The sequence below is a fragment of the Amycolatopsis sp. CB00013 genome, from assembly GCF_001905755.1.
GTDB lineage: Bacteria > Actinomycetota > Actinomycetes > Mycobacteriales > Pseudonocardiaceae > Amycolatopsis > Amycolatopsis japonica.
In genome coordinates this window covers 488063-514861 of the sequence record NZ_LIWC01000007.1, presented here as the reverse complement: position 1 = coordinate 514861, position 26799 = coordinate 488063, and the positions used below count along the sequence as shown (strand labels likewise).

Sequence of the window (26799 nt, the reverse complement as noted above, 5' to 3'; positions counted from 1 at the left end):
TCTCCCTTATCCCCCGCTCGCGGCGGTCGCAGACTCGTCTTCGACAACGGAACACGAGCACAGGAGGACCCGATGTCGCTCACCCTCGACACCTATCGGCTGCTGGGCCGGTCCGGGCTGCGGGTTTCCCCGCTGGCACTGGGCGCGGCCACCTTCGGCACGGAATGGGGCTGGGGCGCCGAGCAGGACGAGGCACGCAAGTTGTTCGACCGCTACGTCGAACGCGGCGGCAACTTCATCGACACCGCCAACACCTACACCAACGGCAGCTCCGAGCGGCTGCTGGGCGAATTCGCCCGGGACCGCCGCGAAAGTCTCGTGCTGGCGACGAAGTACACGACCCTGCGCCGCCCCGGCGACCCGAATTCGGGGGGCGGCCAGCGCAAGAGCCTGTTCGCGTCGGTGGAAGCCAGCCTGCGGCAACTGGACACGGACTACATCGATCTGCTTTACCTGCACCTGTGGGATTTCACGACGCCGGTCGAAGAGATCCTGCGCGGGATGGACGATCTGGTCCGGCAGGGCAAGGTCCTGTACGTCGGGATCTCCAACACCCCGGCCTGGGAGGTGTCGCGGATGCAGGCGATCGCCGACCTGCGCGGCTGGTCTCCACTGATCGCGCTGCAGATCGAGTACAACCTGATCGAGCGCACCGGGGAACGTGACCTGATCCCCATGGCCCGCGAGATGGGCCTGGGCGTGGTGCCCTGGTCGCCGCTGGCCGGCGGGGTGCTCACCGGGAAGTACAGCCGAGCCGATCTGTCCGCGACGCCGTCAGAAGACGGCACCCGCAAGGACTTCAACCTCGCCTTGGGCACACTCACCGAGCGCAACTTCGCCATCGTGGACGTCGTGCAGGAGGTCGCCGCGGAACTCGGCCACACTCCCGCCCAGGTCGGTCTGGCCTGGACTCTGCGGAACCCGGGCGTGACGGCACCGATCATCGGCGCCCGCACCACCGAGCAGCTGGAGGACAACCTCGGCGCGCTGGAGGTCGAGTTCACCGACTCGCACCTGGCCCGCCTCGGCGAGGCCTCCGCGATCGAACTCGGCTTCCCGCACGACATCCTCGCCAGGGACTCGATCCTCGCGCTGACCCGTGGCGACATGACGATCGAACCGCGCCGCTGAACCTCGTGGATGGGCCCGGCAGGCGACGCCTTCAGTTGCGGATGATCCTCCGTTCCGTGGCGACGGCGACCGCACCGGCACGGCTGTCGACACCGAGTTTGTCGTAGATGTGGACGAGGTGTGTTTTCACCGTGGCTTCGGAGATGAACAGGCGCGCGGCGATCTGCCGGTTGATCAACCCTTCCGCCACCAACTGCACGATCTCGGTCTCACGAGGGCTCAGCGCTGGCGCCGGAGCCCGCATATGCCCGAACAGCCGGGCCGCGACCTGCGGCGCCAACGCGGTCTCTCCACGCGCGGCCGCGTGGATGCCCTTGAAGAGGTCCTCGGGCGGTCCCGCCTTGAGCAGGTAACCGGTGGCGCCGGCGGCCACCGCCCTGGTGATGTCCAGCTCGGCGTCGTAGGTGGTGAGCACCAGCACCTTCGGCGGATCCGGCAGGGCGGTCAGGCGTTCGGTGGCGCTCACGCCGTCCGGACCGTCGCCGAGTTGCAGGTCCATCAGCACGACGTCCGGCTTCTGGGCGGTCGCGAAGCGCACGGCCTCTTCGGCGCTCGCGCACTCGCCGATCACCTCGAAGCCGGGCTCACCGGCCAGCAACGCGGCGATACCGGCCCGCACGACCGGATGGTCGTCGACGATCAGCACCCGGACGGTCATCGAACCTCCCTGGTGGGCACGGCGACGGCGAGCGCGGTGCCCTCTCCCGGCGCGCTCTCGACGACCATCTCACCACCGAGTTCGGCGACCCGCTCACCGATCATCCGCAACCCGTTCCCCCGCAGGCCGCTCGCGCGGGTCGAAGCCGGGGCGAAACCGACGCCGTCGTCTCGAATGTCGAGGACGACCTTGTCGGCCAGATAGGTCAGTGTGACGGCGGCCTTCGTCGCCCTGGCGTGCTCGCTGACGTTCGCCAGCGCGCTCTGCGCGACCCGGAGCAGACAGGCCTCCACTTCGGGTTCCAGGGGATACGGATCCCCACTGGTCTCGAAGCGCACCGGGTGCGTGGCGGCGAACGCGACCTGCTCGGCGAGCGCGCTCAGGGTCTCGCCGAGGCCGGTGCTCTCCAGCCGCGGCGACCCGAGACCTTTGACGAACCGGCGGGCTTCGTCGAGGTTGTCCCCCGCCGCGTCGACGGCGCGGGACACGTGGGCTCTGGCCAGCGCCGGATCGGTGTCCCACGACCGCTGCGCCGCCTGCAGGAGCATCCGCAGACTCGAAAGCCCCTGCGCGAGGACGTCATGGATCTCTCGCGCCAGCCGCTCCCGTTCCTCCACCATCCCGGCCACTCGCTGACTCTCGGCGAGGTCGATCCTGGTGCGCAGGAGCTCCCCGACGGTCTGACCCAGTTCGTGCCGGTCCCGGTCGAGTTGCAGGAACGTCATCGTGGCCATCAGCGCGACCGCGATGGGCGCGAGCACGATGCTCGGATCGAACCCGTCCGCGATCCTCAGCTGGGCGAGGATGGTCGCGACGGTCAGGAGCACGACCACCGCGATCATCATCCGCGGGCGCAGCATCTGCAGGCAGACGAAGAACAACGGCACGGCGCACCAGGCGAAACTCGGCGCGGCCACCACCAGTGCCAGCCAGACCGCGATCACCGCCGTCAGCCACACCGGACGCCACCGGTCGAGCGCCTCCCAGCTCAGCACACCCGCCACGTAGACCAGCGCGAGCGCGCCGGTGAGCACGAGGATCAGCGGGGTGGCACCGCTCAATCCGTGCCCCGCGACGAACCGTGCCACGGACGCTGCGAGCAGCAGGAAGAACCCGGCGTGCATCGCGGCGTTCAGCCCTGTGGTCTCGCCCAGATGCGGTTTCATTCCGGTCCTCCCTTCCTCGCCGATGATCGTATGTGGGATGGCGGGGTGCTCCGCATCAATCGTTCGGTTGATGCCCGCACCGACCGCTCGGCGTCCGATCGATATCCGCTCTCCCGATTCGCCACGGCCCGCCAGGCGGGAAAGTCGAGGGAGAACGAAACACCCCCTCACCGCAAAGGAAATCCGATGAACGCCAAGCTCCCCCGCACTCGTCTCGTCCTGGGCATGACGGCCGGCCTCGCGACCGTCGCGCTGGCCACCGGCGTGGGCGCGGCGCAGGCACAGCAGGACCGCAAGCCCCAGCCGCCCGCCGCCGCGCAGGCCGTGGTGCAGACCAGCGTGCTCGGCGTCGACGCCGCCACCCGCGCCGCGCAGGCCGCGCTGGACGCCGCTGAGAAGGAGGGCCAGCGAGTCACCGTCGCCGTGATCGACCGGTCGGGCGACGTCCGCGTCCTGCTCAAGGGCGATGGCGCCGGGCCGCAGACGGAGGAGTCCGCCAAGCGGAAGGCCTTCACCGCGGTCTCCTTCGGACAGCCGACCTCCGCGCTGGCCAAGAACGCCCAGGGCGACGGTCCGACCATCCGCGACATCCCGGGCACGCTCTTCCTCGGCGGCGGTGTGCCGGTCGCCGCGAACGGCGGCCCGATCGCCGGGATCGGTGTCGGCGGCGCGCCCAGCGGCGACCTCGACGAGAAGTTCGCCGCGGCGGGCCTGCGCGCCATCGGGGAACTTCGCTGATGATCGGTGAGCGGGCGATCGTGGCTCTGCTCGCCGCCCTCGTGCTCGGTGCCTGCTCCCCGCAGGCACCGAGCGCGCCACCCCCGGCGGCACCGAGCACCACCACCACGCCACCCGCGTCGTCCCAGCCGCCCCGTCAAGGAGTCCCTGTGAGCCAACTCTTCGAAGCCGACGCCAACCGGGTCCGGCAGGCCGTCGACGACGGCGCCGACCTGGAGACCCGCGACGATCGCGGCCGGACCCCGTTGCTCGTCGCCGTCACCGAGAACCGGCTCGAGATCGCCGAAATCCTCGTCAAGGCGGGCGCCGACCCGAACGCGCTCGACGGGCGGCACGACACACCTTGGCTGGTCACCGGGGTCACCGGCAGCGTCCCGATGGCGAAGCTGCTGCTCGGAGCCAAGCCGGATCTGACCATCACCAACCGGTACGGCGGGGTCTCGCTGATCCCCGCCTCCGAACGCGGGCACGCCGAGTACGTGCGGCTGGTGGCGGGCAGCGGGATCGACGTCGACCACGTGAACGACCTCGGCTGGACCGCGCTGCTGGAAGCGGTGATCCTCGGCGACGGCGGGCCGCGCCATCAGGAGGTGGTCCGGGCGCTCGTCGCCGCGGGCGCCGATGTGAATCTCGCCGACAAGCAGGGCGTCACTCCTCTCGCCCACGCCCGGACCAAGGGCCAGACGGCCGTCGCCCGGATCCTCGGCGAAGCCGGGGCACACTGACTCCGGCGGGGCTGATCGACCCTCCGGACCGGGCCCTCACCTGGCGATTATTTTCTGTTATGCCAATTGACACAAGTCTCCACGGCTGGCTACGGTTCAGCCGTGGAGCAGGCACGAGGACGGGGCAGGCCGCGCAAGGACTCGGCGGCACTGGCCCGATGGACGCCTCCTGAAGGGTGGTCACGGCTGGTCGCGTGGATCTCCCCTGAAGAAAAGAAGGCGCTGAAGCACGTTGCCGTCGAAGCCGACGTTTCCGTGGCGGAGCTGATACGGGCGCTCGCCGGTGGGCTGACCGCCGGCGCCATCACTCCTGAGGAACTCATCGGGCACGTCGTGAAAGGCAAGACAGTCATGGAGAAAATCCCCACGCTTTTCGAGCGCGACGAGCGCTTCCACGTCGTCGACCGGCCTCGCGCCGAGTGCGCCTGGGTATTCGACGGTGCCGGGGTGGGAACCGAGAAACTCGACGGCACCAACGTCCGGCTGACCGTGCGCGCGGGACAGCTGGTCCGGGTCGAGCGGCGCCGCAACCCGAGCAAGGCGCAGAAGCAGCAGGGCATCGTGGACGGCTGGTACGTGGACACCGACAGCGAATCCGCCGACGACAAGTGGATCCTCGCCGCGGCCGGGAACACCGACGTGTCCGGTTGGCCGGACGGGGAGCATCCGAGCGAGGCGCTCGGCCCACGTATCCAGGGCAATCCCCTCGGGCTGGAAGAGCACCGGTGCGTCCCGTTCGATCTCCAGGCACCGGCGTTGCCCGAAGTACCGCGCAGCTACCACGAACTGCGGGACTTCCTCGACACGCTGGACAGCCGGTTCTCGCCCGGGCACGTGGCCGAGGGCGTCGTGTTCCACCATCCCGACGGACGCCGGGCCAAGATCAAGCGCAAGGACTTCCCCCGCGCGGTGATGGCCTAGCCCGCCGCCGCCGGAGGTGACCTCACATCCGGCGGCGGTGTCTCGTCGTACCCGGGACACCACACGCGACCAGGGGGACGAACCCATGAACGAACCGACGCTCGATCCGGGACTCAAGGCGATCGTGAGTGAGCGGCGCCAGCTGATCGGGCTCGCGTATCGCCTGATCGGCTCCCTTTCCGAGGCCGAGGACGTGGTGCAGGAGACCTACACCCGTTGGTACGCCTTATCCCCCGCGCAGCGGGACGCGATCGAGTCCCCGGGAGCCTGGCTGACGACGGTCGCCAGCCGGATCTGCCTGGACCTCCTCGGGTCGGCGCGTGCGCGGAGGGAACGCTATGTCGGCGAGTGGCTTCCCGAACCGCTGCCGGGGCATGTCGAGTGGACGACCGGGCGGCCGCCCGCCGTCGACCCGGCCGACCGGATCACCCTCGACGAGTCGATCAACATGGCGTTCCTCGTCGTGCTCGAGTCGCTGACCCCGGCCGAGCGGGTCGCGTTCGTCCTGCACGACGTGTTCCGTTACGCCTTCGCCGAAGTCGCCGAGATCGTCGGCCGCAGCCCGGCCGCCTGCCGCCAGCTGGCGTCCTCCGCGCGACGACGTATTCGCGCGACGCAGGTCGCGCCCACCCCGGTCGCCCGGCAGGCCGATCTCGTCAGGGAATTCAAGAAGGCTTGGGAGGCCCAGGACATCCAAGCGCTCATCGGTCTCCTCGATCCCGACGTGAAGGCGGCCAGCGATGGCGGCGGGGTCGTCAGGGCGGCACTGCATCCGTTCGAAGGGAGCGACGAGGTCGCCTCCTATCTGATGACGTTGGCGCGGTGGACGTCCGGCCTCGATCTGGTGGAGCGGGACGTCAACGGCCTGCCCGGCCTCGTGCTCCAGCAGGCAGGACAGACCGTCGCCGTCTTCGCGTTCCACGTCGCCGGGGACCGCATCCAGCACATCTGGGGGATGCGGAATCCGGAGAAGCTCCGGCCCTGGGCCGGAGCCTGACCGCTACGCCGCGAGGGCGCCGAGTTGCCGTAGCTGGGTGAGGACGTCCACCACACCCCAGATCTCGGCGACCCGCCCTCCGGCGAAGCGGAGGATGAAGATCTCGTTGTAGGAAACGGTCTTCCCGGTGGCGGGCAGTCCCCGGTACTCGCCCTGATGGGTACCGGTGACGGTGTTCCGGCAGACGATCCTGTCCCCGTCGGCGAGTACGTCCTCGGCCTTGACCCGCAGGTCGGGGAAGGCGCGAAGCAGGACCGTCCACACTTGTTTCAGTGCCTGAGCTCCGGTCGTCTCCATCGGTACCGGCGCGTGGAACACCACGTCCGGCGCGACGACCTCGTCGATCGTCTTCTCGATGACGGCGAAGTCGCCGGTGTTGGTCGCCTCGTGGAAGCGGCTGAACGCCGCCCGATTGCGTGCCGTCTCGGTGATGGTCATGCGAACTGCCCCACCCGGTAGTCGCCGCCGGGGTTCTGGACGATGGCGTTCACCCGGTTGAAGGCGTTGATCAGCGAGATCACTCCCACCAGAGCGGCGAGCTGGTCCTCGTCGAAATGCTTGGCGGCGTTCGCCCACGCCTCATCGGTGACCCCGCCGCCGTCGGCCATGCGGCAGGCCTGCTCGGTCACCTCCAGCGCGGCACGTTCGGCCTCGCTGAAAACCGTCGCCTCACGCCAGACGGCGACCAGGTTGATCCGCACGTCCGTTTCGCCCGCGGCGGCGGCTTCCTTGGTGTGGATGTCCAGGCACACCGCGCAGCCGTTGATCTGGCTCGCGCGCATCCGGACCAGCTCCTGGATCGTGAGCGACAGCGGCGAGTCGGCCAGCCCCTTTCCTGCCGAGATCAGGGGCCTCATGAACTTTCCGCCGACCGGGTTGGCGAAGTAGTCGAGCCGCGCGATCATCGTGTTCTCCTTGCGGTAGTGGATGTTTCTGCCCTACCGACGACGCGGCCGCGCGAAATGTGAGGCCGGTGATCTCCGCCGAGGTCACCGGGGTCCGCCGAACGCGACCAGGATCTTGCCGTCGACCTGTCCATCGGCGAGCGGTTCGAGGCCACGGGCGACCAGATCGTCCAGCCCGATCACGGAATGGAGCATCAGCGGCCCGAGCGTGCCTTCGGACAGGATCTCCAGTGCCGGGCCCAGGTCCTCGTCGCAGACGTGGGCCACGGTCGAGTCGACGGTGACTTCGCGCAGGGTGAGCGCGAACAGGTCCACGGCGGGTTTTTCCTTGGGCAGGCCGACGGCCAGCACGCGGCCGCCGGTGGCCACCATCCTCAGCGCGGTCTCGAACTGCCCGGGTGCACCACTCGCCTCGATCACCACGTCGGCGCCCCGGCCCGCGGTGCTCTCCAAGACCGCGTCGACGACGTCCTCGCGTGCGGAGAGTGTGCGATTCGCGCCCAGCTTCAAAGCGCGTTCGAGTTTGGTTCCGGGGAGGTCGATCACGGTGACCTCCGCTTGCCTCAGATGACCGAGACCGGCCAGGACGAAGGTGCCGATCGCACCGGTGCCGATGATCACGACGGAGTCGCCGTCGCGTACTCCCGCGCGCCGGGCGGCGTGCAGGCCGACCGCCAGCGGTTGCGCCATTCCCGCCGCGTCGAGCGGGAGCCCGTCGGGAATGGGCCTCACCGTCTTGACGGGTGCCGCGACGTACTCGGCCAAGCCACCCGGCGCGTTCAGGCCGAGGGTGTAGTAGGCACGGCAGATGTTGGTACGACTCAGCGCGCAGCGGTCGCACTGTCCACACCAGACTCCGGCACCCGCCGCGACGAGCGTGCCCGCGGGCAGCCCGCCACGGCCGTCGACGACCTCGCCGACGAACTCGTGGCCGGGGATCATCGGCCCGACGTGACCGCTGGCCGGATGCCGCCGGTGCAGCGGCACCATCACCGGCCCGGCCGCCCACTCGGTCGCGTCGGTGCCGCAGATACCGCTGCGCCGGACGGCCAAGAGCACCTCGTCCGCGCGGGGTTCCGGAATCGGGACCCGCTCGATCCGGAGGTCGCGGTTTCCGTGGTACACGGCGGCTTTCATGGTCCCGCTCATGTGCCGGCCTCGACTTCGAGCCGGTCGGCGACGGGTTCGTGGGCGCCGGTTCGCGGCAGCAGCAACGTCGCCAGCGCGGCCAGTGCGAAGAAACCGGCGCACACCAGGAGTCCTCCGCTGAAGCCGACGACTCCCGCGAGCCCTGCCAGACCGAAGGGTGCGAAGGCGGAGATACCGCGGCCGACGTTGAAGCAGAATCCCGCGCCGGTCGCGCGGGCTCGTGTGGGGAACAACTCGCCGAGATAAGAACCGAAAATGCCGAAGAAGGCGGTGAACGCGCCGAACAGCGGGCCGAGCCACAACAGACTCGCCTGATGGGTGGTGAAGGCGTAGACGGGCAGAGTGAGCGCGACGCCGAGCAAGGTCAGGATGATCGTCCTGCGGCGGCCGACCCGGTCGGCGAGCATGCCGAAACCGTTGTATCCCAGGAACATTCCCAGGTTCAGGATCGTCACGAACAGGGCGACGTCGCCCGCGGGGAGACCACGTTCGGCGGTGAGATAGGTCGGCAGCCAGGTCGTCGCACCCCAATAACCGGTGAGCGCCAGCGCGGCCATGAGCGTGCCCAGCAAGGTGGTCCGGCGCAGCGATCCGTTCAGCACGTCCCGCACGGTGACCGCGTGCTCGGTCCGCTGCACCTTGTGCGCGACCCAGTCGGCCGACTCGCGGAAGAACACCAGCACGACGAGTACGGGCACGGCCACCGCAGTGCCGGCGACGAGGAACATCAGCCGCCAGTCGGGCAGGAACTGCCCGGACACCACCGCGGCGAGCGCGCCTCCGGCGGGGAAGGCACTGATCACGAACGCGGCGGCGCGGCCCCGGTGCCGCGAAGGCCAGGTCTCGACCACATACGCCGACACGACGCTCCATACCGCGCCGAGTCCGATCCCGGCGAGGAACCGCAGGATCAGGAACACGGCGAAGTTCGGCACGACCGCCAAGGCCGCGGTGAACCCCCCGAAGATGACCAGCGACGCGATCAGCGCCTTCTTCCGGCCGAAGTTGTCCGCCACGTAGCCGCCCGCGACACTGCTGACCCCGATGCCCAGCAAAGTCGCGGTCGCCAGAAGACCCGCTTGCGTCGCGGACAGGCCCATGTCGTGCCGGATCGCCGGGAGCGACAACGACAGCAGGACGATTTCCAGCGCGTCGAACAGATACGCGAGGAAACACCCGCCCAACACGATCCATCGGGTACTTCGCATCTTGCGCCTCCACAGTGAGGTTTTCCGGGCAGGGGGAACCGGACGGCCCCCGTGATGGGGGCCGCCGGGCGGGAAAAGCAGGGTCAGGCGGGCTCGGCGACGAGCACGAGATCGAAGGTCAGGCTCGCCCATTCACCCGCGGGCCGGGAGCCGTCGGGGGCGGTGCCGCCGTGGTGCTTCCCGCTCTCCACGACGAGACCTTCCTTGACGCCGAACACGGCATCGTCGTCCAGGTAGGGGTCGCCGTCGAGGAAGATATGCGTGATCAGCGTCCGATACCCCGGCGCGGTGACCTTGAAGTGCAGATGCGCGGGCCGCATCGGCCCCCGGCCCGCCGCCTTCAGCAGATCGCCGACGGGGCCGTCGTGCGGGATCGGATAGGGCGCGGGCAGGACCGACCAGAACCGGTATTCGCCGCCTGGCCCGGTACGCAGCCAGCCTCGTCCCGCCGTGCGGTCGTCGGTGTACTGGACGTCGTAGAAACCGTCCTCGTCGGCTTCCCACACGTCCACCCGCGCACCCGGGATCGGGGTGCCGTCGGTGTCGCGGACCTGCCCCGACACATGGCACGGTGTCCCGGCGGCGCCGCGCGCGATGTCCCCGCCGAGCGGGATCTCCGGCGAGTCGTCGACGAAGAACGGGCCGAACACCGTCGCTTCGGTCGCCCCGGGCACCTTCGGCTCGTTGATGGCGACGGTCAGCATGGACAGGCCGAGGACGTCGGACAGCAGGATGAACTCCTGGCGGCGGTCGTCGGTGATCTGCCCGGCGCGGGTGAGGAACCCGATGGCCGCCTCCCATTCCCGTTCGCTCAGGCGGACGTCCCTGGCGAAGGCGTGCAGGTGACGGACGAGGCTCTGCATGACCTGCCGCAGCCGTGGATCGGTGGTCCCGTCGAAACTGGCCAGCACCTCGTCGGTCACGGCCTGTTCGCGGTCCGAAGCGGGGCTCATGGGATCTCCTTCGCGGGATCGGTCCCGGCCCAGGCGGCACGCAGCAGGGCGCCGAGGCCGTCGGCGGTGACCGGACGCGGATTGTCGGCGGGAGCGAGCGCGAGGATGTCTTCGAGCACGACGTCGGCGTAGTCCTCGCGCAGGCCGAGTTCCCGCAAACCGGCCGGCACGCCGAGCTTTTCGCCGAGCCGCCGCAATCCCTCGACAGCGTCGGCCAGGCCGAGCGCGGAAGCGATCCGGGAAGCCGCTCGGGGTGCGGCGGACGCGTTGAACGCCAGGACGTACGGGAGCACGATCGCGTGGGTCTGAGCGTGCGGGAGGTCGAAGGCGCCGCCCAGGACATGGCAGATCTTGTGGTGCAGCCCCGATCCCGCGACGGCGAAGGCCGAGCCCGCGAGATACGCGCCGAGCAGCAACTCGGTACGCGCGTCGAGGTCACCGGGGTCGGCGGCGACCGCGGGCAGTCCGGCGGAGAGATGCCGGATCCCGTCTTCGGCCACGGCGCTCGACACCGGATTCCGCCGGGGCGCCCAGAACGCTTCAACACAGTGCGCCATCGCGTTCAGTCCACTCGCGACGGACAGGTCCACGGGCAGCGTCAGGGTGAGTCCGGGATCGTAGACGACCGTCCGCGGCAGCACCCGCGAATCGGTGCCGGTACGTTTGCGGCTCTCCTCCGTCAGCCCCCACACCGGGGTGACCTCGGATCCGGCATACGTGGTGGGCACGGCGACGATCGGCAGCCCGGTGGTGAGCGCGACGGCCTTGGCCGTCCCGGTCGTCGATCCCCCGCCCACGCACAGCACGAGATCCGCTCCGGCCGCCGCCGCTCGGGCGCGTTCGGCGACCTCGACCGGGACGTGAGGACGGACTCCCGAGAACGTCGACGCGATCCGGTCCGCGAACGGGGCGCACAGTTCACGCGCCAGGTCCGCCTCCGAATCCGCCGCGACGAGCAGGATCCGCCCGGCGCCGAACGTGTCGACCTCGTTCAGCAGCCCGGTCCGCGCGACACCGGGGCCGAACACGACCCGGCCCGGCAACGCGTCGTAGACGAAGGCGTTCATCGCGCGGGCTCCGGCAGGACGGTGGGCTGATACGCCAGCAGCAACCAGCGCTCGTCCTCGCGCACCCACACGGCCAATGACCGGTTCGCGAGGGTCTTGCGGGTCCCGCCCGCGGTGATGTCGGCGTGCATCCGTCCCACCACGGCCGCGGTGTCGCCGGCCACCGTGATCCGGTCAACGGGATGGTCGATGCGGTGGTAGACGTAGAAACCCGAACGCAGCTTGTCCAAATAGGACTCAAGGGTGTCGGTGACCGCGTTCGAATGGGTGTACGCGAGTTCGGGATGGGCGTGCGCGGCGAAGGCGGCGAAATCGCCGGCGATCACCGCCTCGTACCGGGCGTCCTCGAGGGCGCGGATGGTCGTTTCGACGTCGCCGCTGGTCATGCGAGTGCTTCCTCCTTGGTCACCGGCCGGTTGCGCAGCCGCAGCGCCGCGAGCACCTGAGCCATGTCTTCTTCGCCGTGCCCTGTCGCCGTCGCCTCGTCCAGCACGGCGTACGCGGCTTCCGCCCCCGGCAGGTCGAGTCCGGCGGCGAGTTCGAGAGCGAGGCCGAGATCCTTGCGGATCAACGAGATCGGGGCCGCGACACCGGCGGACGCCGGGGCAAGGAACGCCGCCTCCTTGTAGCCGACGTAGGGCGCGCCCGCCGCGCTCGCGCGCAGAACGTCATAGAAGACCTTGAGATCCAGCTCGCCCGCTTCGGCGATGAGCAGGCCCTCGGCGACGCCTTGGCTGAGGGTGGCGAGCACGGCGTTGACCGCCAGTTTCGCCGCGGACCCCGAACCGGCGGGACCGGTGTGGAACTGTGCCGACGTCATCGCCGCGAGGATCGGGCGGACCCGTTCGAACTGCTCCGCGGTGCCGCCGACCATGGTGGTGATCGTCGCTGCCTCGGCCATCGACACGCTCCCGGACACCGGCGCGTCGATGACGTCCACCGGCCCGGTTCGGGCCAGTTCCTTCACGAGCGCGGGTCCGACGGTGCCCATGACCACGTGCAGGTGGTCCCGTCCGGCACCGGCCAGCCCGGTCAGCACCAGATCCCGCGTCGCCGCGCCGTCCGGCAGCATGCTGATGGACAGCTCCGCTTCGGTGAGCCCGGCCGCCGAGCCGACCGCCGTGACGCCCTCCGGCACCCGGCCGAGACCCGGGTCATGGGCCAGGACCGTATGTCCCGCCCGTACGAGCCGGAGGGCCATCGGCAGCCCCATCCGGCCGAGGCCGGCGAATCCGATCAGCACGGCATCTCCTCTCCGTCACCTTTGCCTTGCTCAAGTGTTCACTAATATTGAACACTTGAACGCAGGCGTCAAGTAGCAGCGGACGGGAGAGCCTCAGTCGCGGTCGCCCTTCACGGACGGGACACCCAGCAGCGCCAGGGCCTCGACGGCGTTCGACGGCCGCGCCCGGTTCTCGCCGGAGAGGCCCCCGACCTGGGATTCCACCCACTCGCGGGTGTGGTCGAGGTCGCGCCTGCCGGATACGAACCACACGCCGCGCGCGGGTTCGGTGCCGTGGTTGAGGTACATGTGCGGACGGGTGGAGTCGAAACACAGCGAGTCGCCCGGCGCGAGCAGATGCCGGTCGAAGTCGAGCAGCAGGGTCAGCTCGCCCGAAAGCAGGTAGGCGTACTCGGTTCCGCTGTGCCGCATCAGTTTCCGGTCGACCGAGCTGGCCGCGCCGGGCTCGTAGGTGACCAGAAGGGCGTCGACGTCGGTCTGGCCGCCGATGGCGAGCCGCTCCCACCGGACGCCGTTCGCCATCTCGAGGACGGGGTTGTCCGCGGCACGCTGGACGACCCCGGAAGGCGTCGGCGCGGCCGGCCGCTCCTGGGCGGCGGGCGTGCCCGCGCCGATGCCGAGCAGTTCGTCGAGCGAGATGCCGAGGTGGCTGACCAGCGCGTACAGCGTGCTCACCGAAGGCTGGGACCGGCCGGTCTCGACCTGCGAGAGCAGGCTCGCCGAGATCCCGGCGGCGGTCGCCACCTTGCGCAGGCTCAGCTTGCGTTCTTCCCGCGCCTGCCGCAGCGCGGGCCCGATCCTGTCCTCCACCGCGAGCCCCCTTGCACCTCAGTTCGACGGCACTGAACAGTACCGCCGGGTTCGAGCCTCCGCGCCGGCCAGGGTGACCTGCGGCGCGTCTCACTTGACAGTACCGTTCAGTAGCATTAAACACTGCGACGCAACCCGCTCACCGATCCGGAGGCACCGATGCCCACTACCGAACCGACGATCGAGGCCGTGCTGGCCGGGCGCCCCGTCTCACGCGATGACGTGCGAGCGTGGGAGACGAAGCGAATGGGCAAGGCCGCCGCGAAGATCGGCCTCCCGGCGCCGACCGGTGAACTCTCCCTGATGCGGACGGCCTTCGCCGACGCCAAACTGGAGCTCGGCCCGGACGAGATCCGCCGCCGCCTCGGCCGGGACATCCGCCGGGCCGACGCCGTCGCGCGGACGTCCACCCACCTTTCCCGCGGCCGGCGGGTCACCAGCACCTGTGACCTCTTCGTGCGCGGGGCAGGGACCGCCGCCGAATTCCTCGCCTGGTTCGACGACACCGGCCGGGACGACTACGCCCGCAGCATGATCGCCGCCAACCCGGACCACTTCCTGATCGACACCGCGCCCGACGGGCGGCAGGAGGTCGTCGAGACGACCGGCGGCAGCCCGCTCGCGACCCGGTTCCTGGTCGACTACACCGACACCGCGGAGATCGTCACCCACCGGGACGCGGCGTTCCCCTTCGAAGCGTCGGGCGTCGCCAGGTCCGGGTCGGGGCTGGCCATCGGCGGGGTCCGGCACGAGTTCCGCGACCACGCCGACGGCTTCCACGCCCACCTCTGCGTCGAGTTCCCGCGGCTCACGATGCCCACGATGGTCACCCAGCACCGGATGCACCTCGCCTGCGAGTTCTCGAACTGGATCACCCTGGCGTTCGCGCGCTGACCGCGCCGTCCCGCTCGGCCACGCGCTCGACCTTGCCGACCAGGAAGACGTAGGACAGGATCCCGGCGACCGTGATCACGGTCATGTAGGCGAAGCCGGGCGCGAAACTGTCGTCGGTGACGATCAGGCCGATGACGATCGGCGTGGCGATCGACGACAGGTTCCCGATGAAGTTGAACATCCCGCCGGTCAGGCCGAGCAGCCTCCGCGGCGCCAGCGCGGAGACCAGCGACCAGGTGATCGACGCGAGCCCGTTGCCGAAGAAGGCGATGGACAGGATCACGATGACCATCGTGGTCGAGTCGGTGAATCCGGCCGTGACCATCACGGTGCTCAGCAGCAGCCCGGCGATGATCGGGCCCTTCCGCGCCACTCCGAGCGAAGCGCCACGCCGTACCAGGAAGTCCGACAGGACACCGGAAACCAGCACGCCCACCAGTGCCGCGATGAACGGCAGCGACGCGAGGAAACCGGACTTGATGTAGTCCATTTCCCGGTACTCGACGAGATACGTCGGGAACCAGGTGAGGAAGAACCAGAGCGTCGAGGTCAGGCAGAACTGTCCGAAGTAGATTCCCCACAGTTTCCGGCTGCCCAGCACGGTCGCCAGATCGGCACGCGTGATCCGCGCCCGCTCCGGCCGCTCACGCGGCAGGTCCACCAGGCCGCCGCCGGACCGGATCAGCTCCACCTCGGCCTCGTTGGCCCGCGAGTCACGCGGTTCGCGGTACTTCGCGTACCAAAGCACGGCCCAGAGGATGCCGACCAGACCGGTGGCGATGAACACCCAATGCCACGAAAGCACGGTCTGCAGCCAGGACAGCACGGGCGTCAGCAGGGCGAGGCCGATGAACTGGCCCGAGGTGTAGAAGCCGATCGCCGTGGCGCGTTCGCGTTCCGGGAACCAGACGGTCGCGATCTTGCTGTTGATCGGATAGGCGGGTGCTTCGAAGACGCCGACCATCAGCCGCAACGCGATCAGCGCGACGAACCCGCCGATGATCCCCATGAAGAACGTCGCGAGCGACCACAGGATCAGGCAGGCCGGATAGAGCAGCCGCGGCGGGATCTTGTCGACCAGCCAGCCGCCGGGCAGTTGCAACGCGGCATAGGTCCAGCCGAAGGCCGACAGGAGGATGCCCTGTTCCGCTTTGGACAGATCGAGTTCGCCGGCGATCGCGGGCATCGCGATCGACAGGTTCGACCGGTCGAGGTAGTTGATGACGACGGTGATGAACAGCATCACCGCGATGAGCACCCGGAACCTGGTGGGGCGCACGGCGGTCTGGACGGCGGTGGTCATCGCGCTCACCATTCCGCGAACGAGCCGTCGGCGTGCCGCCACACGGGATTCCGCCAGCGATGCCCCTCGGCCGCCCGTTCGGCGACGTACTCCTCGTTGATCTCGATGCCCAGCCCCGGCCCGCGGGGGATGACGACCTGTCCGTCGTCGTAGGCGAACACCGACGGATCCGCCAGATAATCCAACAGATCGTTGCTCGTGTTGTAATGGATCCCGAGGCTCTGCTCCTGGATCGTCGCGTTGTAGCAACCCGCGTCGATCTGCAGGCAGGCCGCCAGCGCGATCGGGCCGAGCGGGCAATGCAGCGCCAGGCCGACGTCGTACGCCTCGGCCATGTGCGCGATCTTGCGCGCTTCGGTGATGCCGCCGCAGTGCGACGGGTCCGGCTGGATGATGTCGACGGCACCCGACGCCAGCACGGTCTTGAAATCCCACCGCGAGAACAGCCGCTCGCCGAGCGCGATCGGGATCGGCGAGTTGCGGAGCACGTCGGCGAAACCGTCGACGTGCTCGGAAAGCACCGGCTCCTCGACGAACATCAGCCGGTACGGCTCCAGTTCGCGCAGCAGGACCTTGGCCATCGGCTTGTGCACGCGGCCGTGGAAGTCCACCCCGATACCGATGTTCGGGCCGACCGCCTGGCGCACCGCGTCCACATTGGCCACACAGCGGTCGACCTTGTCCCAGGTGTCCAGATAGGACAGTTCCTCGGTCCCGTTCATCTTCACCGCGCTGAACCCGCGGTCCACCACCTCGCGCGCGGCGCGGGCGGTCTCGGCCGGGCGGTCGCCTCCGATCCAGGAATACACCTTGATCGCCTCGCGTACCCGGCCGCCGAGCAGTTCGTGCACCGGGACACCGAGCGCCTTGCCCTTGATATCCCACAGGGCCTGGTCGATGCCGGCCAGCGCGCTCATGTGGAGTCCGCCGCCCCGGTAGAACCCGCCGCGATACAGGACGGTCCACAGATCCTCGATCTGCGAGGGATCTTTGCCGATCAGGTAGTCGGAAAGCTCCTCGACGGTCGCCGCCACCGAAGCGGCCCGGCCCTCCAGGACCGGTTCGCCCCAGCCGGTGACGCCCTCGTCCGTTTCGATCTTCAGGAACGACCAGCGCGGCGGCACCTGGTATGTCGTCATTGACACGATCTTCATGGTTCTTTTCCTATTCCTGGTGCCAGATCTCGGAAAGTGCGCGGGCACGGACGCCGACCACATCAGCGGTGTCACCCGGCCGGTAGAGGCAGGAACCCAGCCCCGCCCCGGCCGCCCCGGCGGCGGCCCAGGCCGCCAGGTTCGTTTCGTCGACCCCGCCGACCGGCAGCAGTCGGACCTCGCGCGGCAGCACGGCACGCCACGCCTTCATGCCCCCGATCCCGACCGCGTCGGCGGGGAACAGCTTGAGATACCGGGCACCCGCGGCCAGCGCGGCGAAGGCCTCGGTCGGCGTGGCGACGCCGGGATACGGCGTCATCCCCTCGGCCACGGCGGCTGAGATCACCGCGGGATCGGTGTTGGGAGCCACGATCAACCGCGCCCCGGCCGCCCGCGCCCGGACGACGTCTTCGGTGGTGAGCACGGTACCCGCGCCGATCTCGCACCGGTCCCCGAACGCGTCGGCGAGCAGACGGACGCTCGCGAACGGTTCCGGCGAGTTCAGTGGCACCTCGATGGCGGGAAATCCGGCGTCGACGAGCGCCCGGCCGATGCCGACGACCTCGGCCGGGGTTACCCCGCGCAGGATCGCGATCAATCCGGTCACGGTTTCAGTGTCCTTTCGAGACGGTCTTCGAGCAGTCCGGCGGCCGTCGCGATCCGCCACAGCCCGCGGGCGGTGACCTCCTCGGACAGCACGATGGCCTCCACTCCCCTTCCGGCGAGGGCGGCGGCGTAGCGACGGCAGAGTTCGCCCGCACCGCACAGCACCACGCGGGTGTCCGCGTCATGCAACAGATGCGAGATCTCGTCGGCGATCAGGACACCGGAGAGGTAGTCGGGCAGCGACTCCGGTTCCAGGACGCCGTCGAGCACGAGCGGGCGGGCGCCGAACGCCTCGGTGGCGAGCCCGCGCGAACGCCGTCCCGCGGCGAGACCCCGCGAGAAGGCCTCGTCGTCGGCGACCGGGTCGGCGGCCGTGCGGGCGAGGATGCCGTGCGCGATCAGCAATCCGTACAGTTCGCCGGTCATCGCGGTGGTGAATCCGGTGACGACCCCGTCCTCGACGCGGACCCATTTGCTGTGCGTACCGGGCAGCACCACGGTGAGCGGTCCGCCGGGGTAGCCGAGCGCTTCGAGCACGCCGACCAGTTGTGTCTCCTCGCCGCGGATCACGTCGCCGGGGTGCGCGCCGGACGGGATCCGCAGTCCCGGCACGAGATGGAGCACGCCGTCGCGATGGGACACGGGGACGAGCGACGGGAAGTCGAGCCCCGCCGGAACGGTGCGGTATCCGGAGTCGGTCCAGCCCTGCGCGCTGCCCACCATGCCGGCGGCGAGGGCGGGCAGCCCGGGGAACTCGGTGAGCCAGTCTCCGCAGGTCTTCCGGAAGGCGGACTCGTAGGCGGCCGCCCTGGCTCGCGGGTCGTCGAGGTCCACGTCCTCGGTCGTGGTCAGCAGTCCACGCCCGGCGCTGCGGGCGGCCAGGATCCCGCCGTCCGCGCCGAGCAGCCAGGCACGCTGACCGGAGGTTCCCCAGTCGAGCGCGATCAAGGCGGGTCCGGTGTCGGTCACGAGCGACATCGTGCGGGCGCGTTCCCGATAATGCGATCGCCGTCCCTATATGTAGGATTCCGGCATGTCCGACACGGCACCGCCCGGCACCCAGACGCTCGCCCGCGGCCTCGCGCTGATCCGCGCGGTCGCCAGTGGCGCGACCGACCTCCGCGGCCTGGTCGAGGACACCGGGCTGGGCCGCAGTACCGCGCACCGGCTGGTCCAGCTGCTGGTCAGCGAGGGGTACCTGCGCAGCGGACGGGACGGCTACGCGCTCGGGCCCACCTTGATCGAATTGGGTTTCCAGGCCCTGCACGGCAGTCCGCTGCCGGTGGTCGCCCGGCCGGTGCTGGAGGAGCTGGCGGAGCAGTTGCGCGACACCGTGCATCTGGCCGTCCGCGACGGGGATTCGGTGCTGTACCTGGACAAGCTGCCCGGTTCACGGGGCGCGGAGATGCGTTCCCGGATCGGGCACCGGATGCCGTTGACCCGCACCGGTGTCGGCATGGCGCTGCTGCTGGACTCCGCGCCGGAATGGCGGGACCTCTACCTGGCCGAGACACCCGTGGAACCCGGCAGGGTGCGCCCGGAGGACGTCGACGCGTTCCTGGCGCGCATGCGTGAGTACGCGGAGTCCGGGGTGGCGATGGACCTGGAGGACAACGAACCGGGGATCCGCTGTGTCGCGGCGCCGATCCGGGACGCCACCGGCGCGATCGCCGGGGCCATCAGCGTTTCGGCGACCCGGCCGTACATGCCCGCCGCCCGGATGCGCGGCCTGAACCGCGTCGTCGGCCGCGCGGCCCGGCAGGTCTCCGCAGGCCTCGGCCACCGCGAGCCCTGACGTCAGTCCCGCAACTCCAGCAGGGGCACGAGGAACCGCCTCGCCACGGCGGCGAGCTGCTCGTCGTCGTCGACGTCGACGACCTGGCCGGGGATCAGCAGGAACGAGGTCGAGACCCGCACCATCAGTTCGGCCGCGAGATCGACGTCCAGTTTCCGTGAGACGTTGCCCGCCGCCTGTTCCTGCTTCAACTGGCCCGCGACGAAGGCGCGGACAGTGGCGAGGGTGCGGCCACCGTCGCCGATCATGGACGCCATGAGGAGGTCCGGCTCGACGTCGAGCAGCCCGCCGATCAGCGGATTGCCGCGGATCGCCCGCAGCGAGCTCACGAAGCCCAGCACCACGCGTTCGCCGACGGTGTCCGCCTGCTCGATGTCGGCGAGGAACCGGTCGAAGTACCGCCGGAACTCCCGCCGCACCACCTGCTCGACCAGGACGTCCTTCCCCGGGAAGCGCCGGTAGACGGTGATCCGGGAAACCCCCGCGCGCCGGGCGACATCCTCCATTGTGGACCGTTGGATGCCGGTTTTGGAGAACTGGGTGTACGCCGCGTCGAGGATCCGCGTCCGCGTCTCGTCCGTCTCGTCGACCCGCTCGACGGCGTCCGAGTACGCCAGCTCCAGCAAGGACTCCAACGCCGGTTCCATGGCCACCTCCCGCACCCGATTGTGCCTTGCGGACAAGGCACCTCGTCACATCGGGCCTTGTGAAGTCCCGGCCGTCGTGCTCTCATGGTGATACGCAGATTCGCAACGTGTTTCATCGTATCAGAGCTCGGCCGACTCGACGCGGAGGAACGGCGACATGGACGAACACGGCAGGCGTGGCGTTTTGAAGGCCGGAGGGGCACTCGGCGCGCTCGGCGCGTTGGGCCTCGCTGCTCCCGCACAGGCGGCGCCATGGACGTGGTCCGCCGCGGGTTCGGTGGCGGGCACCGGAACGGGGGCCGATCCGCGCTGGGTCTGGGATCCGGAGGCCGACACCCTGGTCGCCTCGGTGATCCTCCGGGGCGACCTGCCGAAGGTGAACGCGCTTTTGCGCACCTGGAAGAAGAACGGCCAGCCGCTCCCCGACGAACTGCCGTCGGATCTGCGCGATTTCATGGAACGGGCACGGCGGCTGCCGTCCTGGGCCGATCAGCGCAAACTGGCCACCGCGTACGAGTTCAACGAGAAGCGCGGCCTGTATCTCGGCGTCCTCTATGGTTTCGCCAGCGGAATGATGAGCACCGTCATTCCCAAGGAGGCACGCGCGGTCTACTACTCGAAGGGCGGCGCGGACATGAAGGACCGCATCTCCAAGACCGCCAAACTGGGCTACGACATCGGCACCCGCAACGCCTACGCCCCCGACGGCGAAATGATCGTGACGTGTGTGAAGACCCGGCTGGTGCACGCGGCCGTGCGTCATCTCCTCCCCCAGTCGCCGCAGTGGGACACCGTCGCCGACGAACGGATCCCGATCAGCCAGGCCGACATGATGGTGACCTGGCACAGTCTTCCGACGACCGTGATGCAGAAGCTGACCGCCTGGAAGGTCCCCATCCCGGCGCACGAGTCGGAGGCGTTCCTGCATTCCTGGCAACTCGGCGGGCATATGCTCGGCATCGCGGACGAATACCTTCCCGCGTCGTGGGCCGAGGCGGACGCGCAGGCCGCCCAGGTGCTGACCCCGATCCTGGCGGCCACAACGGAAGGCATCGAACTGGCCGACATCCTGCTCAGCCTCGGTTCGTCCGTCGACGCCGGCGTCCTCAGCAAGCCCATCCTCGGCGCGTTCACCCGGTTCCTGCTCGGCGACCGGATCGCGAACTGGCTGAAGATCCCGCGTGAGCCGATCTGGGACCCGCTTCTCCGCACCGCGTGGGGCCCCTTCGTCGCCGTGCGGGAAGGACTGCTGCCCTTCCCGACGGCACCGCAGGTCTATTGGCTGTTCGACGAGTTCCTTCGCAAGGCCGCTTTGCTGTTCCTGTCCGAACTACGGCCGATCAGCATCGAGATCCCCGACGCCAACCGGCCGTCCTGACCGGAAGGCGTTCAGAGGCCGTAGGTCTTGCCGATGATGTCGCGCTGGATCTCGCTGGTTCCACCGTACACAGTGGACACCAGCGTGCTCCGCACATGCCGCTGCATGTCGAATTCCATCGCGTGGCCGTAGCCGCCCATCATCTGCATACCTTCCAGCGCCACCTTTTTCGCCGTCTCGGTCACCTTGAGCTTCGCCATCGACGCTTCCCTGGGCAGCAGCCGTTCGGGGTCTTCGTCGACGAGTTCCGCGACGCGATAGACCAGCAGGCGGCAGCACTCGATCTCCGTCGCCAGATCGGCGAGCCGGTGCCGGATGGCCTGGAAGGTCCCGATCGGCTTGCCGAACTGGCGACGCTCGCGGACGTAGGCGAGCGTGTCGTCGAAGGCGCGCTGCGCGGTTCCCAGCATTCCGGCGGCGAGGATCAGCCGCTCCAGGTTCAGCCCCGCCATCAGCTGCCGCCAGCCCTCCCCCACCTTGCCGACCACGGCGTCCGCGGGCAGCACGCAGTCGGTGAAGTAGAGGTCGTTGACGTCACTCCCGCCCAAGGTCTCGATGCCCTTGACGGTGAGCCCGGCGCTGTCGGCGGGGACGTGGAACATCGTCAGGCCGTCGTGTTTGCCGCCCTCGGACGACGTCCTGGCCACGAGCAGGATCGTGTTCGCGATATGCGCGTTGGAACACCAGGTCTTCTGGCCGTTGATCACCCAGCCGCCGTCACGGCGTTCGGCCCGGCAGGTCAGCGCGCCGACGTCCGATCCCGCTTCGGGTTCGGACATCGCGATCGACGCGACCTCGCCTTCCGCGACGCCACCGATCACGAGCTTCTTCTGCTCGGGCGAACCGAACCTGCGGTACGCCTCGGCGACGATGATCGACGTGGTGAAGCCGCCGATCGGCGCCATCCCGCGCGCGGTCTGTTCCAGGAAGACACAGATGTCGACCATGCCGCCGTCGGCCCCGCCGAACTCGGCGGGCAGCCCGGCGCCGATCCAGCCCAGCGCGGCCATCTTGCGGTAGAGCACGTCGTCGTGGGCTTCCCGGGCACCACCTTCGCGGCGGCACAGCTCCGCCACGGACGCGGCGAATTCGTTCTGCTCGGAGGTGAGTCGCATTTCTTCTCCCGTCGAACCGCCGTGATGATACGCGGCATCAAGTCACGTATCACCGTATCAACGGCGTCAAACCCCCAGTGCGCCGACGAGCAAGGCGCTGACGGCGTCGCGGTTGGCGGGGACGTCCTCCCAGCGCAACCTCCGTCCCGCTTCGACCACCACCCCGAAACCGGCGTGCACGAGCACCCTCGCCTGACGCTGGTCGAGTTCCGGCCGCGCCGACCGCAAATGTTGTTCCCAGACGGCGATGTGTTCGCGCTGCGCGCTGACCAAAGGACGTTGCAGGGCCGCGGGCAGACCCGCGAGTTCGGCGTTGGCGACACTGGTGAGCGCGGTGTGCTCGAAGCTGTAGGCCACATAGGTCCGCGCCAGCGCGAGCAGCGCGTCGCTCGGGCCCTCGACGTCGCGAAGGTTCTGTTCCACCGCCTGGGCCAGGATTCCCGCGGCCTGCAGGCAAGCGGCGGCGAGAATGTCGGCCTTGCCGGGGAAGTATCGGTAGAGCGCGGAGGGCACCAGACCGACGGCCTCGGCGATCCTGCCGTTCGTGACGTTGGCGAATCCGTCCCGTTCGAACAGCGGGATGGCCGCCGCGAGGATCTCCGAACGCCGGGTGCGCGGCTCCGGATTGGACGGCAACTCGACGGCGTGCGCGCCCCCGGCACCCGCCGCCGGATCGGTCGCGACCACTCGCAGGGCGGACTCGACCAGCACTTCTTCGACGCGGCGCTGGGCGATCGAGGTGCGGTGCATCGTGATCGATCCGATCACGCCGAGGGCGGCCACCGCCCGCAAACCCTCGTCTGGGAGCGGGTACTCCCGCCGCACCGCCTCGGCCACCCGGTCCACGACCTGCCCGAACTTCAGCGCGAGCGACTGCCGGTCCGCACGTTCGAGGTACCGGGATTCCCAGCGGTACAGGCCACTCGACGCGCGATGGACGACCGTCCCCTGCGTGACGGCGGCGAGCACGTCCGCCAGCGGCGCGCCGGGCGCCACCTCGTCGAGCGTGGCGACGAGCCGGTCGGCCATGACGTTCGCGCACGCGGCGAACAACGCGTACTTGTTCGGGAAGTGCCGGTACAGGGCCGCCGCGGTGATGCCGACGTCGGCGGCGATCTCCTCCATCGACGCCGCGTGGTAGCCGTGCTCGCTGAAGATCCGCCCGGCCGCGTCGACGATCTGCTGCTTGCGGTTGCGCGGCCGGACGGCCGCGGTCGACTCGGCGCTCATGCCGGGAAGTCAACCACGAACCGGATCACCACCAGGGACGACTGACGGGCGCAACCGGCGCCGCAATGTGATTTTCGATTAACTTATCGCTTCTCAACCGGCGGCTTGGCATGCATACTGGCCACGCGAGAGGTCCCGTTCCGACACCTGAGGATGGCCATGTCGACCGCTTCGGCTCCCGCCTCGTCCTTCCGGCACCACTGGATGGCGCACGCGGCAACGCACGCGATGATGCGACCGGACAAGCCCGCTCTGCGGTACCTCGGCGAGACGACCACCTGGGCGGAACTCTCACGGCGGTCGTTGCAATTGGCCGCCGCCCTCGCCGCACGAGGCGTCACCGAAGGCGATCGCGTGGCGACGCTGACCTTGAACCACCCGTGGTTCGTGGAGACCGTGTTCGCGGCGAACAGCCTGGGCGCCATGGCCGTCCCGCTCAGTTTCCGCCTCGCGCCGGCGGAGCTCGACTACATCCTGGCCGACTGCACGCCGTCCGCCGTCGTCGTCGACGCGCGGTTGCTCCCCCTGCTCGACGCCGCGCCGAACGCCGCGTCGATCGGGACCGTGCTCGTCATCGGCGAACCGGACGACGCCGAAGGGCGCACGGAGTACGAGGAATTCCTGACCGCGCACGCACCGCTGGAACTGCCCGACGTCAGTGAGGAATCGACGGCGCTGATCATGTACACCTCGGGCACCACCGGCAGGCCGAAAGGGGTGATGCTGTCCCATCGCAACCTGCAGATGCAGGCGATCACCTGTATCCGGGCGATGAAGATCTTCGACGACACCGACGTCGCCTTCCTGACCGCACCGTTCTTCCACATCGCCGGACTGGGTTCGATCGTGGCGAACTTCCTGGTCGGCGGGGTGGTCGTGATCCACCCGCTGGGCGCCTTCGATCCGCGCGCGGTGCTCGACGCCTACGAACGCGAAGGCGCCACCGTGGTGTTCAACGTTCCCCAGCAATGGGATCTGCTCTGCGCCCAGCCGGACATCGCCGAACGGAAGCTGAAACTGCGGATCATCAGCTGGGGCGCGGCTCCCGCGACGCGGGCGACGCTGCTCGCCATGGCCGAGAAGTTCCCCGGCGCCCTCAACGTGGCCGTGTTCGGCCAGACCGAGACCTCCCCGATCACCTGCGTGCTCAGCGGCGAGGACTCGACGCGCAAACTCGGCTCCGTCGGCAAACCGATCCCGACGCTCCAATACCGCGTCGTGGACGACGACATGAACGACGTCTCGCCGGGCGAAGTGGGCGAAATCGTCTACCGCGGGCCCTCGGTGACCAAGGGCTACTGGAAGAAACCCCAGGAGACGGCGGAAGCCTTCGCCGGCGGCTGGTTCCATTCCGGCGATCTGGTTTCGCAGGACGAAGACGGTTTCATCTGGGTGGTCGACCGCAAGAAGGACATGATCATCAGCGGCGGCGAGAACATCTATTGCGCCGAAGTGGAAAACGCGATCTCCGCGCATCCGTCGGTACGGGAGGTCGCCGTGATCGGACGGCCCGACGAGCGCTGGGGCCAGGTGCCGGTCGCTTTCATCACCACGACAGAGCCCGAACCATCCTTGGCCGAACTGGTCGAATTCCTCGACGGCAGGCTCGCTTCGTTCAAAATGCCCAAGGATCTCGTGGTGGTCCCCGAACTCCCGCGCAACGCGGGCGGGAAAGTGGTCAAGGGTGCGCTTCGCGACCTGGACGAAAAACGATGGTGAATCACTCATCGGAACCTACCAAGGAAGTTAGGTAAGTAAATGAGCGATCTCAGCAGGAGGAATGTCCTGTCCCTCGGCGTCGCACTGGGCCTGGTGGGCGCGGCGAGCGTCGCCCCCGCCTGGGGCGCGACGCAGACCGGTACCGCGGCCGACCCCTGGTGGGTCTGGGACGACGAGATCGACCGCATCATGGCGGGGGTTCTCGAAGCGGGCCAGGTGCCCGCGGTCAACACCGCGCTGCGGTCCTGGGTGGACAACAACGACCCGCTCCCCGGCGGACTGCCCGCCGATCTGGCGGGCCACCTCCAGCGCGTCAACCGGTTGCCGTCCTGGGCCGACCCCACGAAACTGCGCCGCGCGGCCGATTTCAACCGGCGCAAGGACACCTATCTGTTCATGCTGTACGGGCTCGGCAGCGGCATCATGAGCACGGTCATCCCGCGTGAGGCCAAATCGGTCTACTGGTCCGCGGGCGGGGCCGACATGCAGGACCGCGCGGCCAAGACGTTCACCTTCGGCTACGACCTGAGCGACCTGAACGCCTTCGAGCCCGACGGCCAGTTCGTGGTCACCGCCAACAAGACGCGGCTGGTGCACGCCGCGGTGCGGCATCTTCTGCCGCAGTCGCCGTACTGGAAGGCCGTCGCGGACGAGCGGATCCCGATCAGCAACGGCGACATCCTGGTCACCTTCCACAGCCTAGGCACCTACGTGCACCGGAAGCTGCGCGAATGGAAGGTCCCGATGTCGGCCGCCGACGAGGACGCCTTCCTCCACATGTGGCAGGTCGCCATCCACTTGCTCGGCGTGCGGGAGGAGTTCATCCCGAAGACGTGGGCGGCCGCGGAAGCTCAGTCGGCGCAGGTGCTCACGCCGATCCTTTCCCCTTCGCACGAAGGAAAAGAGCTCGCGGAAGATCTGCTGGGGCTGACCGCGCAGGTCGATCTTGGCGTGACCCGGGGATTCCTGAACGAATTCGTGCGCTACGTGCTGAGCGACGCGATCGGCGACTGGCTCGGGCTGCGCCGCGATTACGCATCCGCGGCCCTCATCCGCACCGCGTGGCCGGCCTACATCGCGTTCCGCGAGGGGCTGATCCCGATCATGCCGGCCGGGTTCTACATGTTCGACCAGATGGTGCGGGCGCTGGCGATGTTGTTCCTCAACAAGGGCACCTCACCGACGACGACCCTGATCACCATCCCCACCGGGAACCGGGCAGGCACCTGACCGCCCCCGTCACGCCTCGCCTGCATGCCCAGTCCGTGAAGGCCTCCTTGAGGGACC

The 26799-nt window shown here is 69.2% G+C and carries 28 protein-coding genes; 10 read left to right on the top strand and 18 right to left on the bottom strand.

Going from position 1 to position 26799, the window contains the following annotated elements:
- The first annotated feature begins 72 nt into the window (after positions 1–72).
- Positions 73–1131, top strand: coding sequence for an aldo/keto reductase (locus AMK34_RS38985; protein ID WP_073848825.1), 1059 nt, complete (start codon positions 73–75; stop codon positions 1129–1131).
- 31 nt (positions 1132–1162) lie between these two features.
- On the opposite strand, the gene AMK34_RS38980 is transcribed toward AMK34_RS38985, so the two are convergent.
- Positions 1163–1789, bottom strand: a complete 627-nt coding sequence (locus AMK34_RS38980) for a response regulator (RefSeq protein ID WP_037345210.1) — start codon at positions 1787–1789, stop codon at positions 1163–1165.
- Positions 1786–2955 carry a sensor histidine kinase gene (locus tag AMK34_RS38975; protein ID WP_073848823.1) on the bottom strand — a complete coding sequence of 390 codons (1170 nt, stop codon included), beginning with the start codon at positions 2953–2955 and terminating at the stop codon, positions 1786–1788. The genes AMK34_RS38980 and AMK34_RS38975 overlap by 4 nt, the downstream gene beginning before the upstream one ends.
- 186 nt (positions 2956–3141) lie before the next feature.
- Between AMK34_RS38975 and AMK34_RS38970 the strand changes: the two genes are divergently transcribed.
- The 4 genes from AMK34_RS38970 to sigJ all read left to right on the top strand — a co-directional run bounded on the left by AMK34_RS38970 (position 3142) and on the right by sigJ (position 6336).
- Entirely contained in the window at positions 3142–3693 is a 552-nt protein-coding gene (locus AMK34_RS38970) for a GlcG/HbpS family heme-binding protein (protein WP_037345206.1), read from the top strand.
- A 149-nt stretch (positions 3694–3842) separates the two neighbouring features.
- Positions 3843–4418: an ankyrin repeat domain-containing protein gene (locus AMK34_RS38965; protein ID WP_073848821.1), complete on the top strand. Its 576-nt coding sequence runs from the start codon at positions 3843–3845 to the stop codon at positions 4416–4418.
- Positions 4419–4520: 102 nt separating this feature from the next.
- Positions 4521–5339 carry an RNA ligase family protein gene (locus AMK34_RS38960; protein ID WP_083650126.1) on the top strand — a complete coding sequence of 273 codons (819 nt, stop codon included), beginning with the start codon at positions 4521–4523 and terminating at the stop codon, positions 5337–5339.
- A gap of 85 nt (positions 5340–5424) precedes the next feature.
- Positions 5425–6336, top strand: a complete 912-nt coding sequence (gene sigJ, locus AMK34_RS38955; protein ID WP_073848818.1) for an RNA polymerase sigma factor SigJ — start codon at positions 5425–5427, stop codon at positions 6334–6336.
- Between the two features lie 3 nt (positions 6337–6339).
- Here the strand turns inward: sigJ and AMK34_RS38950 are convergent, their stop codons facing one another.
- The 9 genes from AMK34_RS38950 to AMK34_RS38910 form a co-directional block, all read right to left on the bottom strand.
- Positions 6340–6774 carry an ester cyclase gene (locus AMK34_RS38950; RefSeq protein WP_037345201.1) on the bottom strand — a complete coding sequence of 145 codons (435 nt, stop codon included), beginning with the start codon at positions 6772–6774 and terminating at the stop codon, positions 6340–6342.
- On the bottom strand, positions 6771–7241 hold the full coding sequence (locus AMK34_RS38945) for a carboxymuconolactone decarboxylase family protein (protein WP_073848816.1): 471 nt from the start codon (positions 7239–7241) through the stop codon (positions 6771–6773). The genes AMK34_RS38950 and AMK34_RS38945 overlap by 4 nt, the downstream gene beginning before the upstream one ends.
- Before the next feature lie 84 nt (positions 7242–7325).
- Entirely contained in the window at positions 7326–8378 is a 1053-nt protein-coding gene (locus tag AMK34_RS38940) for a zinc-dependent alcohol dehydrogenase (RefSeq protein WP_073848983.1), read from the bottom strand.
- Positions 8379–8386: 8 nt separating this feature from the next.
- On the bottom strand, positions 8387–9598 hold the full coding sequence (locus AMK34_RS38935) for an MFS transporter (RefSeq protein WP_073848814.1): 1212 nt from the start codon (positions 9596–9598) through the stop codon (positions 8387–8389).
- Positions 9599–9681: 83 nt separating this feature from the next.
- A complete protein-coding gene (locus AMK34_RS38930; RefSeq protein ID WP_073848811.1) occupies positions 9682–10551 on the bottom strand; it encodes an intradiol ring-cleavage dioxygenase in 870 nt (289 codons plus the stop codon).
- A complete protein-coding gene (locus tag AMK34_RS38925; protein WP_073848808.1) occupies positions 10548–11618 on the bottom strand; it encodes a maleylacetate reductase in 1071 nt (356 codons plus the stop codon). Before AMK34_RS38925 ends, AMK34_RS38930 begins: the two co-directional genes overlap by 4 nt.
- Positions 11615–12004, bottom strand: a complete 390-nt coding sequence (locus AMK34_RS38920; protein WP_073848806.1) for a nuclear transport factor 2 family protein — start codon at positions 12002–12004, stop codon at positions 11615–11617. The genes AMK34_RS38925 and AMK34_RS38920 overlap by 4 nt, the downstream gene beginning before the upstream one ends.
- Positions 12001–12861 (bottom strand): NAD(P)-dependent oxidoreductase, encoded by an 861-nt coding sequence (locus AMK34_RS38915; RefSeq protein WP_073848804.1) that lies wholly within the window; start codon positions 12859–12861, stop codon positions 12001–12003. The genes AMK34_RS38920 and AMK34_RS38915 overlap by 4 nt, the downstream gene beginning before the upstream one ends.
- 93 nt (positions 12862–12954) lie before the next feature.
- Positions 12955–13671 (bottom strand): helix-turn-helix domain-containing protein, encoded by a 717-nt coding sequence (locus tag AMK34_RS38910; RefSeq protein ID WP_073848802.1) that lies wholly within the window; start codon positions 13669–13671, stop codon positions 12955–12957.
- A gap of 159 nt (positions 13672–13830) precedes the next feature.
- Between AMK34_RS38910 and AMK34_RS38905 the strand changes: the two genes are divergently transcribed.
- The gene (locus AMK34_RS38905; RefSeq protein WP_073848800.1) at positions 13831–14565 is read left to right on the top strand and encodes a hypothetical protein; all 735 of its coding nucleotides are present in this window, start codon (positions 13831–13833) and stop codon (positions 14563–14565) included.
- Here the strand turns inward: AMK34_RS38905 and AMK34_RS38900 are convergent.
- Genes AMK34_RS38900 through AMK34_RS38885 form a run of 4 tightly spaced genes read right to left on the bottom strand, consistent with a single transcriptional unit; the run spans position 14543 to position 18606 of the window.
- Positions 14543–15868: an MFS transporter gene (locus tag AMK34_RS38900; RefSeq protein ID WP_241832961.1), complete on the bottom strand. Its 1326-nt coding sequence runs from the start codon at positions 15866–15868 to the stop codon at positions 14543–14545. The genes AMK34_RS38905 and AMK34_RS38900 overlap by 23 nt on opposite strands.
- A 5-nt stretch (positions 15869–15873) precedes the next feature.
- Entirely contained in the window at positions 15874–17022 is a 1149-nt protein-coding gene (dgoD, locus tag AMK34_RS38895) for a galactonate dehydratase (RefSeq protein WP_073848795.1), read from the bottom strand.
- 10 nt (positions 17023–17032) lie between these two features.
- Positions 17033–17629, bottom strand: coding sequence for a 2-dehydro-3-deoxy-6-phosphogalactonate aldolase (locus AMK34_RS38890; protein WP_073848793.1), 597 nt, complete (start codon positions 17627–17629; stop codon positions 17033–17035).
- Entirely contained in the window at positions 17626–18606 is a 981-nt protein-coding gene (locus AMK34_RS38885) for a 2-dehydro-3-deoxygalactonokinase (RefSeq protein WP_073848791.1), read from the bottom strand. The genes AMK34_RS38890 and AMK34_RS38885 overlap by 4 nt, the downstream gene beginning before the upstream one ends.
- A 55-nt stretch (positions 18607–18661) precedes the next feature.
- On the opposite strand from AMK34_RS38885, the gene AMK34_RS38880 reads away from it, so the two are divergent.
- Positions 18662–19423 carry an IclR family transcriptional regulator gene (locus tag AMK34_RS38880; RefSeq protein ID WP_038510908.1) on the top strand — a complete coding sequence of 254 codons (762 nt, stop codon included), beginning with the start codon at positions 18662–18664 and terminating at the stop codon, positions 19421–19423.
- Positions 19424–19425: 2 nt separating this feature from the next.
- On the opposite strand, the gene AMK34_RS38875 is transcribed toward AMK34_RS38880, so the two are convergent.
- Complete coding sequence (locus AMK34_RS38875; protein ID WP_073848789.1) at positions 19426–20070, bottom strand: TetR/AcrR family transcriptional regulator; 645 nt, start codon at positions 20068–20070, stop codon at positions 19426–19428.
- A 157-nt stretch (positions 20071–20227) separates the two neighbouring features.
- Here AMK34_RS38875 and AMK34_RS38870 point away from each other — a divergent pair, with 157 nt between their 5' ends.
- A complete protein-coding gene (locus tag AMK34_RS38870) occupies positions 20228–21448 on the top strand; it encodes an oxygenase MpaB family protein (protein WP_073848787.1) in 1221 nt (406 codons plus the stop codon).
- A gap of 11 nt (positions 21449–21459) precedes the next feature.
- On the opposite strand, the gene AMK34_RS38865 is transcribed toward AMK34_RS38870, so the two are convergent.
- Entirely contained in the window at positions 21460–22563 is a 1104-nt protein-coding gene (locus tag AMK34_RS38865; RefSeq protein ID WP_073848785.1) for an acyl-CoA dehydrogenase family protein, read from the bottom strand.
- Between the two features lie 66 nt (positions 22564–22629).
- Positions 22630–23793, bottom strand: a complete 1164-nt coding sequence (locus AMK34_RS38860; RefSeq protein WP_038510900.1) for a TetR/AcrR family transcriptional regulator — start codon at positions 23791–23793, stop codon at positions 22630–22632.
- Positions 23794–23952: 159 nt separating this feature from the next.
- On the opposite strand from AMK34_RS38860, the gene AMK34_RS38855 reads away from it, so the two are divergent.
- Together AMK34_RS38855 and AMK34_RS38850 are read left to right on the top strand one after the other, a co-directional pair.
- Positions 23953–25512, top strand: coding sequence for a long-chain-fatty-acid--CoA ligase (locus AMK34_RS38855; protein WP_073848783.1), 1560 nt, complete (start codon positions 23953–23955; stop codon positions 25510–25512).
- A gap of 39 nt (positions 25513–25551) precedes the next feature.
- Positions 25552–26742: an oxygenase MpaB family protein gene (locus AMK34_RS38850; protein ID WP_073848780.1), complete on the top strand. Its 1191-nt coding sequence runs from the start codon at positions 25552–25554 to the stop codon at positions 26740–26742.
- The last annotated feature ends 57 nt before the right edge of the window (positions 26743–26799 follow it).

Bases quoted from the DNA above. Each gene is read 5' to 3' on its own strand.
- AMK34_RS38935 (WP_073848814.1), bottom strand. From the start codon at position 9,598: ATGCGAAGTACCCGATGGATCGTGTTGGGCGGGTGTTTCCTCGCGTAT.
- AMK34_RS38900 (WP_241832961.1), bottom strand. From the start codon at position 15,868: ATGACCACCGCCGTCCAGACCGCCGTGCGCCCCACCAGGTTCCGGGTG.
- AMK34_RS38860 (WP_038510900.1), bottom strand. From the start codon at position 23,793: ATGAGCGCCGAGTCGACCGCGGCCGTCCGGCCGCGCAACCGCAAGCAG.
- AMK34_RS38905 (WP_073848800.1), top strand. From the start codon at position 13,831: ATGCCCACTACCGAACCGACGATCGAGGCCGTGCTGGCCGGGCGCCCC.
- AMK34_RS38885 (WP_073848791.1), bottom strand. From the start codon at position 18,606: ATGTCGCTCGTGACCGACACCGGACCCGCCTTGATCGCGCTCGACTGG.
- AMK34_RS38975 (WP_073848823.1), bottom strand. From the start codon at position 2,955: ATGAAACCGCATCTGGGCGAGACCACAGGGCTGAACGCCGCGATGCAC.
- AMK34_RS38875 (WP_073848789.1), bottom strand. From the start codon at position 20,070: ATGGAACCGGCGTTGGAGTCCTTGCTGGAGCTGGCGTACTCGGACGCC.
- AMK34_RS38870 (WP_073848787.1), top strand. From the start codon at position 20,228: ATGGACGAACACGGCAGGCGTGGCGTTTTGAAGGCCGGAGGGGCACTC.
- AMK34_RS38950 (WP_037345201.1), bottom strand. From the start codon at position 6,774: ATGACCATCACCGAGACGGCACGCAATCGGGCGGCGTTCAGCCGCTTC.
- AMK34_RS38880 (WP_038510908.1), top strand. From the start codon at position 18,662: ATGTCCGACACGGCACCGCCCGGCACCCAGACGCTCGCCCGCGGCCTC.
- AMK34_RS38980 (WP_037345210.1), bottom strand. From the start codon at position 1,789: ATGACCGTCCGGGTGCTGATCGTCGACGACCATCCGGTCGTGCGGGCC.
- AMK34_RS38850 (WP_073848780.1), top strand. From the start codon at position 25,552: ATGAGCGATCTCAGCAGGAGGAATGTCCTGTCCCTCGGCGTCGCACTG.
- AMK34_RS38985 (WP_073848825.1), top strand. From the start codon at position 73: ATGTCGCTCACCCTCGACACCTATCGGCTGCTGGGCCGGTCCGGGCTG.
- AMK34_RS38920 (WP_073848806.1), bottom strand. From the start codon at position 12,004: ATGACCAGCGGCGACGTCGAAACGACCATCCGCGCCCTCGAGGACGCC.
- AMK34_RS38855 (WP_073848783.1), top strand. From the start codon at position 23,953: ATGTCGACCGCTTCGGCTCCCGCCTCGTCCTTCCGGCACCACTGGATG.
- AMK34_RS38945 (WP_073848816.1), bottom strand. From the start codon at position 7,241: ATGATCGCGCGGCTCGACTACTTCGCCAACCCGGTCGGCGGAAAGTTC.
- AMK34_RS38930 (WP_073848811.1), bottom strand. From the start codon at position 10,551: ATGAGCCCCGCTTCGGACCGCGAACAGGCCGTGACCGACGAGGTGCTG.
- dgoD (WP_073848795.1), bottom strand. From the start codon at position 17,022: ATGAAGATCGTGTCAATGACGACATACCAGGTGCCGCCGCGCTGGTCG.
- AMK34_RS38970 (WP_037345206.1), top strand. From the start codon at position 3,142: ATGAACGCCAAGCTCCCCCGCACTCGTCTCGTCCTGGGCATGACGGCC.
- AMK34_RS38925 (WP_073848808.1), bottom strand. From the start codon at position 11,618: ATGAACGCCTTCGTCTACGACGCGTTGCCGGGCCGGGTCGTGTTCGGC.
- AMK34_RS38865 (WP_073848785.1), bottom strand. From the start codon at position 22,563: ATGCGACTCACCTCCGAGCAGAACGAATTCGCCGCGTCCGTGGCGGAG.
- sigJ (WP_073848818.1), top strand. From the start codon at position 5,425: ATGAACGAACCGACGCTCGATCCGGGACTCAAGGCGATCGTGAGTGAG.
- AMK34_RS38940 (WP_073848983.1), bottom strand. From the start codon at position 8,378: ATGAAAGCCGCCGTGTACCACGGAAACCGCGACCTCCGGATCGAGCGG.